At 55.6% G+C, this 12486-nt stretch carries 12 protein-coding genes and 4 pseudogenes; 4 read left to right on the top strand and 12 right to left on the bottom strand.

Features of this window, described 5'->3' with window-relative positions; translation table 11 throughout:
- The 3 genes from tnpC to tnpA all read right to left on the bottom strand — a co-directional run.
- A partial coding sequence (gene tnpC, locus AC13DE_RS00850) for an IS66 family transposase (protein WP_483046703.1) occupies window positions 1-1572 on the bottom strand: 1572 nt, incomplete at its 3' end.
- 62 nt (window positions 1573-1634) lie between these two features.
- Window positions 1635-1982, bottom strand: a complete 348-nt coding sequence (tnpB, locus tag AC13DE_RS00845) for an IS66 family insertion sequence element accessory protein TnpB (protein ID WP_086055032.1) — start codon at window positions 1980-1982, stop codon at window positions 1635-1637.
- Window positions 1979-2353, bottom strand: a complete 375-nt coding sequence (tnpA, locus tag AC13DE_RS00840) for an IS66-like element accessory protein TnpA (RefSeq protein ID WP_483046702.1) — start codon at window positions 2351-2353, stop codon at window positions 1979-1981. The genes tnpB and tnpA overlap by 4 nt, the downstream gene beginning before the upstream one ends.
- A 184-nt stretch (window positions 2354-2537) precedes the next feature.
- On the opposite strand from tnpA, the pseudogene AC13DE_RS00835 reads away from it, so the two are divergent.
- Window positions 2538-2810: pseudogene (locus tag AC13DE_RS00835) on the top strand (TRAP transporter small permease subunit); the annotation flags it as partial.
- 70 nt (window positions 2811-2880) lie between these two features.
- On the top strand, window positions 2881-3096 hold the full coding sequence (locus AC13DE_RS00830; RefSeq protein WP_483046704.1) for a hypothetical protein: 216 nt from the start codon (window positions 2881-2883) through the stop codon (window positions 3094-3096).
- A gap of 20 nt (window positions 3097-3116) precedes the next feature.
- On the opposite strand, the gene AC13DE_RS00825 is transcribed toward AC13DE_RS00830, so the two are convergent.
- The 9 genes and pseudogenes from AC13DE_RS00825 to AC13DE_RS00785 form a co-directional block, all read right to left on the bottom strand.
- Complete coding sequence (locus AC13DE_RS00825) at window positions 3117-4466, bottom strand: efflux transporter outer membrane subunit (protein ID WP_446312375.1); 1350 nt, start codon at window positions 4464-4466, stop codon at window positions 3117-3119.
- Between the two features lie 203 nt (window positions 4467-4669).
- Window positions 4670-5251, bottom strand: coding sequence for a L,D-transpeptidase (locus tag AC13DE_RS00820; protein WP_446312374.1), 582 nt, complete (start codon window positions 5249-5251; stop codon window positions 4670-4672).
- A gap of 83 nt (window positions 5252-5334) precedes the next feature.
- Window positions 5335-5928: pseudogene (locus AC13DE_RS00815) on the bottom strand (L,D-transpeptidase).
- 189 nt (window positions 5929-6117) lie between these two features.
- Window positions 6118-6287 (bottom strand): annotated as a pseudogene (locus AC13DE_RS00810) (integrase core domain-containing protein); the annotation flags it as partial.
- Window positions 6288-6330: 43 nt separating this feature from the next.
- A complete protein-coding gene (locus tag AC13DE_RS00805) occupies window positions 6331-7239 on the bottom strand; it encodes a cation diffusion facilitator family transporter (RefSeq protein WP_446312373.1) in 909 nt (302 codons plus the stop codon).
- A 204-nt stretch (window positions 7240-7443) separates the two neighbouring features.
- Window positions 7444-8046, bottom strand: coding sequence for a cation efflux transmembrane domain-containing protein (locus AC13DE_RS00800; protein ID WP_446312372.1), 603 nt, complete (start codon window positions 8044-8046; stop codon window positions 7444-7446).
- A 55-nt stretch (window positions 8047-8101) separates the two neighbouring features.
- The gene (locus tag AC13DE_RS00795) at window positions 8102-8530 is read right to left on the bottom strand and encodes a MerR family transcriptional regulator (RefSeq protein ID WP_446312371.1); all 429 of its coding nucleotides are present in this window, start codon (window positions 8528-8530) and stop codon (window positions 8102-8104) included.
- Window positions 8531-8836: 306 nt separating this feature from the next.
- Window positions 8837-9523, bottom strand: a pseudogene (locus AC13DE_RS00790) (IS6 family transposase).
- Window positions 9524-10054: 531 nt separating this feature from the next.
- Window positions 10055-10348, bottom strand: coding sequence for a hypothetical protein (locus AC13DE_RS00785; RefSeq protein ID WP_446312376.1), 294 nt, complete (start codon window positions 10346-10348; stop codon window positions 10055-10057).
- 201 nt (window positions 10349-10549) lie between these two features.
- Between AC13DE_RS00785 and AC13DE_RS00780 the strand changes: the two genes are divergently transcribed.
- The gene (locus tag AC13DE_RS00780; RefSeq protein ID WP_446312370.1) at window positions 10550-12157 is read left to right on the top strand and encodes a Mu transposase C-terminal domain-containing protein; all 1608 of its coding nucleotides are present in this window, start codon (window positions 10550-10552) and stop codon (window positions 12155-12157) included.
- Between the two features lie 18 nt (window positions 12158-12175).
- Window positions 12176-12388, top strand: a complete 213-nt coding sequence (locus AC13DE_RS00775) for a TniB family NTP-binding protein (RefSeq protein ID WP_446312369.1) — start codon at window positions 12176-12178, stop codon at window positions 12386-12388.
- Window positions 12389-12486: the final 98 nt, after the last annotated feature.

Genomic DNA, 12486 nt, shown 5'->3' with positions numbered 1-12486 from the left:
CTGGTTGATCTTATGATCATGGATGCGGTCGAGGATGTCAGCGAGATAGGCCTGTGGGTCCAGGTTGTTCAGCTTGGCGGTTTCAATGACGGTCATGGCGCGGGCGAGTGTTTCCGCACCGGTGTCGGCCCCGGCGAAGAGCCAGTTTTTTCTTCCGATTCCGAGCGGTCGCAGGGCGTGTTCCGCTGGATTGTTGTCGATGGCCACACGGCCGTCTGTCAGGAACAAGCTGAAGGCTTCCCCGCGATTGAGGCCATAGCGGAAAGCCTTGGCGAGATTGCTCTTGCCCGGAATGCGCAGGAGTTGTTGCTCGGACCACGCAAAGAAGGCCTCAACCTTCGGCAGGCTGAGCTTTTGACGTGCCGCGTGACGGACGTCAGCAGGCTGGCCACTGATATCGCGCTCAACGTCATAGAGTTTGCCGATCCGGTCGAGCGCCTCGCGGGCGATCTCGGACTTGGTCGATGCCCAGAAGTCGTGGAAGTCACGGCGCAGGTGCGCCCAACAGGCCGCCTCGCGCAAACGAGGCGCACCATCAGGTCCAGCCGCGTAAAGCTTGGCATAACCCTTGTAACCGTCGGCCTGAAGGATACCGCTGGCATTGGCCAGATGGCTCAGGACGTGCTCTTCCTTCCAGTCTGGCGCGAAGTAATAGATCGCCCCGGGTGGGGCTGATCCAGCCCACGGACGCTGGTCACGCACATAGGCCCAGATCCGGCCCTGTCTGACGCCTTTGCCAAGTCCTTTATCGCGCAACGACCGGTCCAGCACACGGATCGGCGTGTCGTCCGCGTGCAGCAGGTCGCTGCCCATGATGTCTGCCTCAATCCGTTCGATCAGCGGCGACAGGGTCTTCATGGCCCGCCCGCACCAGCCCACAAGGGTGGTCTCGGGGATGTCTGCGCCCATGCGGGCGAAGATCTCGTGCTGGCGATATAAGGGAAGATGATCGTCAAACTTCGCGACTAAAATATGAGCCAGCAGGTTCGGGCCTGCCATGCTGCCTGGGATTGGCCGGCTGGGTGCAGGCTCCTGCACCATTCGCTCGCAGCGCCGGCAGGACTTCTTGATGCGGGCGATCTGCACCACTTTCATTTGGGCTGCAATCATGTCCAGCAGTTCGCTGACATCCTCGCCCACAACCCGCAGATCGCCGCCGCAGTCAGCGCAGCATGTGCCGGGATCAAGCTCACGACGTTCGCGGGGGGTCGCATCAGAGACACGTGGGCGACGGCGCAGCGCGGGCGCAGGGAGATCGCCCGCGGCCGGTTCGTTCTGACCTTCGTCGATGGGCGCTTCATCACCCTCGGCCACGGCCAGCAGCAAGTCTTCAAGCGCCAGTTCCAGTTGCTCGATCTCGCGTTCGATCTTCTCGGAGGACTTGCCGAAAGCCAGCTTCTGCAACTTGGCGATCCGCAGGCGGAGGGCCTGAACCAGCTGGTCGTGGACCCGCAACGTGACTACCATCTTAGCGTTCTCGCTCCCAATACGGGCGTTTTCCGCCTGCAAAGCAGTGATCATCGCTTTCAGAACAGCGGGGTCGTCGGGAAGATCTACAGCATGATTTGACATGCATCTGTCTACCACGGGTCGCGTGATAGCACCATAAAAACAAGGCGTTTTTGCCTATATATTCAGCCCACACGAGCGGGCGGCGCGCCCCAATCCGGCCTGCGCCAGTCAATGCCTTCCCACAACATTGCAAGCTGTGCGGACGTCAGACGGGCGGCCCCCTCCGTCATCGCAGGCCAAGGGAAGCGGCCGCGTTCCAGGACTTTATAATAGAGGCAAAAGCCCTGACCGTCCCAATACAGAAGCTTGAGCCGATCTCCCCTGCGGCCGCGAAAGGCGAAGACCGCACCGCCCGTCGGCTTCTGGCGCAGGACATCCTGGGTCAGCGCAGCAAGACCAGCAATGCCCTTGCGCATGTCCGTGACACCGCAAGCCACGTAGACGCGAACGCCAGTGCCCGGACCAATCATACCGCTTCCACAGCACGGATTAGCTGCGTCAGCGCCACGGCAGCCATGTTGCTGTCGAAGTGCAGGCTGCGGCCGTTGCGCAAGCGCAGTTCGACCGCCATCGGGGCCGCGACGGTAGGTGTGTCAGCGATGGCGGGAACGCCGTTTTCAGGAATATCGAAAGGAAGGAAGAGCGCACCAGCGTCAGGCGACCAAAGTCCTTTGTTCTTCAGATCATGCCGCCACGCATAGATCTGTTGCCGCGTGATCTCGTGGCGCTGCGCCACCTGCGTGACCGTCGCTCCATCCGTGCCCACCGACAGGACAATTCCAAGCTTCTCTTCGTCGCTCCAGCGCCGACGACGTTCAAACCCCAGTATCTCACCCCGCATCGCCGACCTCCACCTAAGACACGTCGCTAACGACGTCGTTAAGCACGTCTCTTAGCAAATCATCAGAAAATCAGGCAGGTGGTCCCAACGGAGTGGTTACGGATAAAATCGGAATCGGTGGGCGGATCACCCCGGAATACGCAATCAGGCGGGGCGCGTGGAAAAGCCACCAGAGGGGCCCGGCATGCGCGCGGTCAGTGGCCTGGAACGTTTGATCAATAGCATTTCGATCGTTGCTGCTTGGGCAACCGTCGTTCCGATTGCGCTGTTTAGCATCATTCAGATTCCTGACAGAAAACTCAAAATTGGCGTGTCTTCAGTCCTTTCGGATATGTCGACGGGGCTGTTGTTTGTCATGATATTCATGCTGTTTGGCTTCACCTACCTGCGAGACGGCCATGTCCGTGTGGATTTTTTTCGCCGCCATTGGTCAAGCCGAACACAGGCGAAGATCGAACTGGTTGGCTGTCTTTTAATCCTGATACCGCTCAGCAGGGTACTCACTTTTTACGGTTGGGATGGCCCTGATGCGCACCACCAAATATGCAGATATTGCTGTCTGGACGTCGCGATCCGCCGGGGTGTTCGGGCCGATACTTCTTGGTTTGTCTGGCGTTGTTGTCATTGCCCGCAACATCGCTTTTATGCGCGAAGCGGGCGATGTTGCAGCTCCCGTAGAACAAAATTCGCGACAGAACCTTCGGGAAACTCCATCTGCACGTGCCACGATGAGCGCGCCTTGATCTGCTGCGTCAAGGTAGATTTAGCTTACATCGCCCCATCCACGACCAGTCGCCACCATAAGTGCTGACCACGATTGGGCCAAATCTCTTACTGCTGCTGCGAGGGATATACGTGCTGCGTTTGCAAATCGTTCGGCATCCAACAGGTCTGGTAAGTTCAGTTCTCCCAGTTCAAAAACTTTGCGGCTCAACTGAAGAGTACGATCCCTTGATCGTTGAGCAGCGCGCAATGCGGCCACCTCTCTTTGTTTTCGTGTAAATTCACTTTGAGTTTTTTGCACATCTTCCACCGCGGCCAACACCTGTGCACGCCATTCCAGTTCGGCGGTCGTGGCTGAAATAATAGCCGCATCTCGCCTAGCGCGTAGCGGACCTTGGTTGAGGATGGGCAATGAAAGTGCTGGACCAAAGGACCATTCTGACGGGTTTGCCGCTGTCACCGAGCCAGATAAAGTGACCGATGGGTACAACTTTGCTTCTGCGACACCTACTCCGGCAACTGCGGCAGCTAGACGGCGTTCAGCGGCCAATACATCTGGACGATTGCGGAGCAGATTAGCAGGAACGCCTGTTGACCCCTTGCTGCGGGGATAAGGTTGTGGTGCGCCTGCAATCATCTGTTTAAGCAGCGGCTGAGCTGGTTCGGCCAACAATGTCGCGATTGCAAAAACCCGGGCTTCGAATGCGGCTTCAAGCGGAGGGAGGTCGGCAATTGCTGTGTCCAGCTGACCTGCTGATAGGGCAAGATCTAATTCTGACAATGCGCCTTGCTCAACTTGAGCTCTGATCAAGGACTGGGTCCGGCGGAGGCTCGCGATATTCTGTCGTGTTAAAGCCAATGCCTCCTGAAAATACCGCGCGTCAATATAGTTGGAAACAACACCGGAAACCAGAGCAAGCCGGACAGTGCCAGCATCAAACTTGGCTGCTTCTACACCCGCTGCCGCGCGCTGCGCGTCACGGCGAACACCACCAAAAATATCGAGGATGTAATTCGCCCCGAACGTCGCACTTTCAGAGGGATCACCTGATATTGGGTTACCATTATTTCTTTGCGCCTGTGCATCCAGTCCACCTGAGAATTGGCCAGCAGTACCTGTCTGCCTCAGGTCTGTATTTGCGGCTTTGATACGTTGTAAAGCCGTTGCAATATCGATGTTTTGTGTAAGGCCACGGTCTACTAGCCGGTTCATTTGCCGGTCATTTAGCCGTTTCCACCATTCATCGCGCGCGACCTCTTCGAGAGCCCCGCCGCCGCCAATGAACGACGTTTCTAATGGTGTCTTAGGTGGCGTATAGTCAGGGCCAACAGCGGTACATGAAACCAATGCCGTGGATGCTAGGATAAAAAGCAGATAGGGACGGTTCATTTGTCATTCCTGTATATTGGATCAGCTCTTGGATTTGCTGGGGATCTTTCACCCAGCACGCTATTATGAGCAGTTAAGTATTTGAAAATTATAAGCTTGTCTAGAGGTACTCAGAGCCGTTGAGTTCTAGAAAACTCCAAGATTGCGCCGTGTTTGAGCCTCTAAATTTTTTATTAGACACGCTTTAGGACCTGCACCAGTCGTCATGTCGCGCCATTTGGATAGAGCACAACGCGGGTGTCTAAAGACACTTGATTGAAAAGTTGAATAATCTGATTGTTAACAAGCCTGGCACACCCGTTGGATACGGCGCGCCCGATAGTGGTTGGATCATTTGTGCCATGAACACGCAAAAAGGTGTCACCGCGACCCGGTTGAAAGAGATACAGGGCCCGCGCTCCCAGAGGGTTGCTCAAACCGCCAGGCATTCCATTGCGAAGTGGGCCATATTTCTGAGGCTCACGACGCAACATGCCAGGAGTCGGGGTCCAACTTGGCCATTCTTTTTTCGCCCCTACGTAGAATTCTCCTGCCTCGTAAAGACCTGGGCGACCGATCCCGACAGTATATCGAATTGCAGTATTATTGGGCTGGGTCCAGAAAAGTGCCAACTGGCCTGGAACTACATGTATTTCGTAGGGAGCAGCGCCCGCTGGTATGGTTACTACTTGAGGCAAAAATTCTGGTGGTAAATCATACTTAGGCAGCACTATGTGAGCTGACACTGGTTGGCAGGCTAAAGTGCCAACTGCCCCAGCGGAAAGGAGGAATTTTCTTCGTTTCATAGGTCAGTGGCTTTCAAAGGCTGATGATAAGTGGAACTTGGTACACGAGGGCGTACCTTCATAAGTCAGATAAAGTGCATGAATCAAAACAACTTCACTTGTGTTCCGACTGCGGCCAAAGCGAACAATATCTTTGATATGCTCGTTGTAGACACCTATGCACCCATTTGAAGATTGCCTTCCGATCTTGCGCGTGTCGCCCGTGCCATGAACACGGTAATATTACCATGACAGATACAGCGCATGGGTGCCCAATGGGTTATCGGGACCAAGTGGAAAATAGTCTGGCCATTCGGGATTGCGTATCTTCATTGAAGGGGTGGGACGCCAGCTTGGCCCCTCAACTTTACGAATGACGTGTGTGTGTTCCCACGTTTAGTCAGTTCTTCTGTTAACGGAACACTGGAAGGGTAAAGTTTGTAGACGCTTTCATCTTCTGACCAATATTGAACTGCACGGTAGTCGATATCGCAAAGGATTGCTCCGTGCTCTAAGTTGGCAAAATGCTCCCTCCAATTGGAGGTACTGAAGGATGAAATGTTTCGGCGGACTGACGGTGACGAAAGTGGCTTGGTCGTTTGCGCGATTGCCGTACTGGCTCCGAGAAATAGTCCACTTGCTGTCGCCCCAAGAAGCGCACTGCGACGTGAAATAGATGTGTCTTTGGTCAGTATCATGATGAAGCCTCTGATCTTGCCTGTTTTGCCCGTTTTAAGACCTCCACCTGCTAGAGCTTCAATCTCATTAAAATCACAATATCGTGATGTGGAATGTCCTTTGGCAGCCTATCTAGAACTTCAGCACTTTGCCGCGTGGCCAGAAGGTAATCCTCCTGTTTTTTTAGCGGAACAAGGATGTAGAATTTGCGCAGCCATTTTCAGTTTCATTGCGGGAGTGATACCACCAATGTCCATGTTCGAACGGACGTTGTTGTACATCCGGAGCCACTGTGGGGCGAATGCTGGACCTCTTCAATGCCGTTTTGATGTATTGGTCGACCCATCCGTGGCAGACTCGTGCGGTTGTATCGTTCAACGGGACAAAGCAAAGCTTACAGTGTGGCTGCTAGCGGTGTGAAATCATCTATGCCCATACCGCATGGCCTCCTCGTGCTTGTCGCGTGCTCGCTCGAATTCCAGCGTTGAGTGCGATATGTCGAACGCCTCTTCCAAGCGGGTTTTGATATCCTCTTTTATGCGTTCAAGGTCGTCCCAGCGTGCATCCTCGATCACCACATGCGTATCGAGCGCCGCTTGGTGTTCCTGCATTTGCCAGAAATGCGCGTGATGCAGTTCTTCAACGCCGTCGATGTCTTCGATGGCGGCGATCACGGCGTCGGTGTCCATGTCAGGTGGACTGCCCAGCATGAGTGTCCGGATAGGCCCGCCGATCTCGGTGAAAGCGAGCCAAAGTATGTAAGCGGCGATACCAATAGTGATTGCCGGATCAACCCAACGGACATCATAGAGCAGGAGCAGAACACCGCCAACGATAACGGCGACAGACGCCAGCGCATCACTGAGGTTGTGCAGGAACAAAGCCCGGATATTCACGCTGCCTTTTTGCATCGAATAGGTCAGCAGCGCGGTAAGCGTGTCGATAAACAGGGCCACCCCACCCAGAATGACCACCGTCCAGCCTTCAATCGGCACCGGATTGGCAAACCGCATCGCGCCCTCGTAAACCAGATAAAGTCCGATGATGATCAGCGACGTATAGTTAATCAGCGCCGCCACGATTTCGACCCGGCCATATCCGAAGGTCATCTTGGCGTCGGCCGGGCGACGTGCGATTTTGCGTGCACCAAACGCGATAACCAGCGATGCCATATCAGAGAAATTGTGGATAGCATCCGCAATCAGCGCTAGGCTGCCGGAAAGTATTCCCCCGACAACCTGCGCGACCGTCAGAAGGCCGTTCGCCCAAATGGCAATAGCAACGCGGCGGTCCCCTTCCTTGGGTTCCATGTGGGCGTGATCATGCGGCATCTGGTTTTCCTTTATCTAAAAATCGGTTCATTTCATCACCAGTTCGAGGCAAAGCACATGCAGGAAGCTGACACCAGCCGCACTGTACTGGATAGCACTGACAAGCGTAGGGCCGGGGGGAGGCGCACATTGACCGCAACGATAGCCCAAGGTCACAACCGCTTGAAATCAGCGTATAGACCCAAGCAGCGCTCATGTTTGATCTCAATGTATGGCTTTATGGTGCTCGCCATGCGCATCCCGCAGGATAGAGATACCTCCCCATGCGGCAATGGCCGCTACCAGCACCCCAACAACAAGGTCCGGCCAATTGCCGCCCAGCCACCAGACAAGTCCACCCGCGATCAGGATACCGCCGTTCGAGGCAAAATCGTTAACGCTGAAAGTGTTGGCAGCTCGGATGTTGACGTCCGGTTCTTTCAGGCGTCCAAGCAGCCAGATACAGGCCAGATTAACAACAGCGGCGACCAGCGACATTGCGATCATAAGCGTTCCCAAAGGTTCGGAACCGCCGATATAGCGCCTCCAAGCGTCAATCAAAATGCCGACAGCAAAGATCAAGAGCAAACCCCCTGAGACGTTTGCGGCCCCACGCTTCCATTTGGATGAACGGGACAAGGCCAGCAAACTGATGCCATAGACCATGCTGTCAGACGTATTATCAAGTCCGTTAGCTATCAGAGAGTTGGAATCACCAATGGCACCGGTTACGAAGAATCCCACAGCGATTGTAATATTGAGGCCAAGAACGGTCCAGAGCGTGCGGCGCTCTTTCTCATTCGATAAATCGAGTGTCTGTTCTGACATATCCTTAGAATCTTTCAGTTTTTCTCGTTTTCACATAGCAGTCGACGGCGAGGCACTATGCTCCAATTTCATCATGATTGGTTAAACATTCTGAGTGGTCACGCAGCACTTCAAGAACCTTGCATTTTGCGAGGCTTTCGCCATCGCACTCGGCAACCATACGTTTCAGCTCTTTCTTGAGGGCCTGAAGACGCTTAATCCGCTGCTCGACTTGGCGAAGTTGCTGCCGCGCGATAGAGTCCGCATCTACGCAGGATTGAGATGGATTGTCGGACAAATCCAGAAGCTCGCGGATAGAGTCGAGCGAAAAGCCAAGTTGACGCGAGTGTCGAATAAAAGCGAGCCGGTCGAGATCCTTCTGATAATATCGTCGTTGCCCACCTGACGTCCGCCCGGCCTCGTTCATCAATCCAATCTGTTCGTAGTAGCGGATCGTCTGAACCTTGGTCCCAGTCTTCCGCGAGAGTGTTCCAATTGCCAACATATGCGTTCCCCTAATCTAAAGTGACTGTAGCCTATCAAAGGTCTAACTCCCTTGAAAAGCCAGAGGTTTCACAAAGTTGTGACATGATATCGTATCAAGTATCTTTTTGCTTGAACCTCTACCAGCTGTAGCTTGTCTCCTGACCGAGACGTGATTTGTTTAAAGGGCGAAACTGGCAATGAAAAAGGTGCGAATAACTCTCTGGTCCATAGTAGCGGTAGCCGTCGTTGGCAGGTTTTGACTGTCAGAGCGTGGTTCTGTCGCAAATTTTTTTGACGATTGAAGGCGGTCGTTGTGCGGACGCAATTATGCTGCGAGCGCCCCAAACTGCTGGAATGCGGTGAGCCCGATGGCGTCGAGTTGCCCCTTTCGGATCATGTGTGCAGTCTCGATCCCAGCCAATGTTGCGTCGGCCGAGTCCAAGGCCTTGAAGCCAAGCATAGGGCGCGTGATCCGCTTTATGAAACGGTGATCCTGTTCCATGATGTTGTTAAGGTATTTGACCTAGAGGATTTTGATGGTGTTCCCTGAGTTCGTGAACTTCAGGATGACGTTGACACATTGCAGGCCTGCCAGGTTAGCGCCGCTCTTGTCGATGACGACCCGATCCGGCACACCATTGGTGCCAATTGCCCGCTTGAAAACCGCCGCGCTGCAGCCTTGTCGCGACGTTCAGAGAGCGTGAAATCAAGGGTTTTGTCAGTCTTGTCGACGACTCGGTAATAGTAGGCCCACTTTCCTTTAACCTTAATGTACGTTTCATCCATGCGCCAAGATACGGCAGTCGGCCGCTTTCGCGCTTGGGCAGTCGCGGCGATCAACGGCGCATACTTTACTACCCAACGGTTCAGGGTAGCATGGTCCACCTCGACCCCGCGCTCGACCATGATTTCCTCCAGATCACGATAGGAAACAGCATATCCGCACATAGAAAAACACAGCGTATAGGATGACGGATTTGGGATAGTGGCTGCCTTTGAAGTTAATCGTCACGATCTGATACCCGCCCGCCAATTCAAAAAGCGGCGTCTATCACAGCTTGGCGAGCAGGCCCATATTCCAAAAAGTTTGCGACAGAACCGACCGAGGAGGGCACCTTCTATGGTTTCGAGAAGTCCGTATCCTTCAATGCCGGGTCCTATTCCTCTTACGGCGGTTGGCGGGACAAACTGGCCGCTCTCGCAGGATGGCCAAAATCCAGATTCTGGCATTACGCCGAGGATCGCTGGGCTGAATCCCACTGTGTGCGCTGCTGGGAGGGAGAAACCGGCCTCTTCTCCGACCTCATCGATTTCTCGGACTGTTCCGGCCTGCTGGGGGCGTCGGAGGCAGCAAGATTGGCAAGTAACTTCGCCCAGTACCAATCTTTGGCAAACCGGCACGAGGACGAGGATATGCGCTGTCTCTACAATAAATGGCGGTCCGCATGCGAGCTGGCCGCAGACAAAGGGTGTATCATTTTCTGCTGAGGAGGTGCCGTCGCTAGCGGCATATTTTCCACGCTCCCGCATCGTCACTGTTGTTTCACCCCAAGCGACTGCTGTTGGCGGAGTTCGCCACAGAAACGAACCGTCGCCGGCAAGGCGGTTCCGTTTTCACGCAGATCGTCCAGATCCACCCTCGCGCCCTGCTCAGACAGGAGCCCGACCGCCTCATCAAAACAGCCGCTGGCAGTACAATATGCTTGGGGTGCAGTTCTGCACAGGACACAATGCGCGGCTTCCCGAATGTTGGTAGCCGCATTGCCTGCGCGCGATAGAATTCGGGGTTCTGGAATGGCAGCGCGATCAGGGTTCCAAGACCGCCAAGCGGCATGATATCCTGATTTGGGAACAGGCGGTCATAAGAGGCGAAGCCGATTGTCGATTGGCACTTAAATTTGAGACTATACCTTCAATGATTTCAGCATGTTGGGCTGGCACGTAATCTGAGACTGAGCACTTAGTTTGAGATTTAGACTTGTGCGTTGTCACTTTATTTGAGACTTTGGCTCCGAAACTCAATCGGTGAGGAATTGCCGTGACTGACCCCCTTCCCGATGAGATCGACGAGGACCTCTGGAATGAAGCCTCAGGCCGTGCCGACGCGATCCGTGGCTTCCTGAAGGACAATCCCGGCCGGACATCGGCGACCGACATTGCACGCCTTGCTGAAGAGCTTGATCTCAGCCGGGCATCCGTCTTTCGGCTGATCAAGATGTTTCGTGAGGGCGGGACGGTGATGTCGTTGGTCGAGCGCAAGCGCGGACGGCCGACCGGTCATCGAACGTTGGACCCTGCACGCGAGGAGATCATCCACGCGGCGATCAACAAACACTACCTCAGAAGAACTCGGCCATCGATCTCGCAGCTGGTGCGGGACGTGCAAGCGGACTGCCTGTCAGCACGTCTGAAGCCGCCGCATCGGCGCACGATCGTGGCGCGGCTCAAAGATGTCGATCTTCGCAAGCGCGCCCGACGCCGCAGCGAGCACAAGATCGAGAAGCCGACCACTGCCGTTCGTGGATCCTTCCGCCCTGCCCGCCCCTTGGAAGTGGTACAGATCGACCATGCGAGAGCCGACGTCTTTGTCGTCGACGAGGAAACGCGTGAGCCGGTGGGACGCCCGTGGTTGACGCTGGCGATGGATGCCTACAGTCGCGTGGTGACAGGGTTCTATCTCACCATGGACGCCCCATCCCGCCTGTCGACCAGCCTCTGCCTGCTGCATTCTGTATTCGACAAGTCCTCCTGGCTGAAAGAGCGCGACATTGTGGAGCCGTGGCCCGTCGCCGGTCTTCCTGACAAAGTTCACGTCGACAACGGCGCGGATTTCCGCAGCCGCGCTTTCAAACGCGGCTGTGACGACGCAGGCATCGCCATTGACTGGCGGCCACCAGGCACGCCGAGGTTCGGCGGGCATATCGAGCGGCTGATCGGCACGCAAATGGGACGGCTGCATCTCCTGCCCGGAACGACCTTCAGCAATGAGCAGGATCTGGGTGACTACGACCCAAAGCGCCACGCCGCCCTGACATTGCGAGAGCTTGAACGGTACATCGCGCTCGACATCGTCGGCTCCTATCATCAGTCGATCCACGGCACTCTCGGTCGTCCACCACTGGCGGTCTGGCGGGAACACGAAGGAGACATTCCGCTCCGGTTGCCGGAGGATCGACTGCGGTTCTGGCTCACCTTCCTGCCCGAACAAGAACGAACCCTGCGGCCAACCGGCATTCATTTGTTCGGCTTGCGCTACTGGTCGGCCGCGCTGAGCGCCGATGTGGGGCGGACTAAACGACGATTGCTGATCAAATACGATCCCCGCGACATGTCGAGGGTGTTCGTTCGCCGCCCCTCGGGGAACTTCGTCGAGGCGCGGTATGCCGACCTGACGCTGCCGCAGATCACATTGCACGAGGCCCTGACCGCCCGCCGTGCCCTCAGGGAGAAGGGCCGCCGGGAGGTCGACACCCGCGCCATCGTCAGGACCGTTCTCGAGCAACGAGAACTTGTCGAAGTAGCGGCCAAGAGGACCGCAGCCGCAAAGCGCGCCCGGTCACGTACGCATGCGCAACCGGATAAGCGGGAACTAGGCACGCTCCGCGGTATCGACTCGAGCAAACCAGTCCCGTTTGTTGAGGATTGAATTTAAACTGGAGCGACCATGACCAACACCATCCCTCACCTGACCACCGGTGCGACGGCACTGCTTGCGGAACCGACAGCCGAGCGCATTCGTGCCATGCGATCACGCCGTTGGGTCCTCTACCCACGCGCCAAGCAAGCGCTCGATCGGCTGGATACACTGCTCCAGCACCCACGAGGCACACGTATGTGTCTGACGTCAGCGCTTATGGGTCCAAATAGCGTTATTTGATAAGAGAGTGTTGTTGGCTCATCATAACCACTGAGGAGTGGCCGATGAGACAGACAACTGGAACACGCAAAAGCCCTGGCGAGAAGATCGTCAAAGAC

The organism is Sulfitobacter sp. L-8 (assembly GCF_056859255.1).
This window is presented reverse-complemented; position numbering and strand designations above follow the sequence as displayed.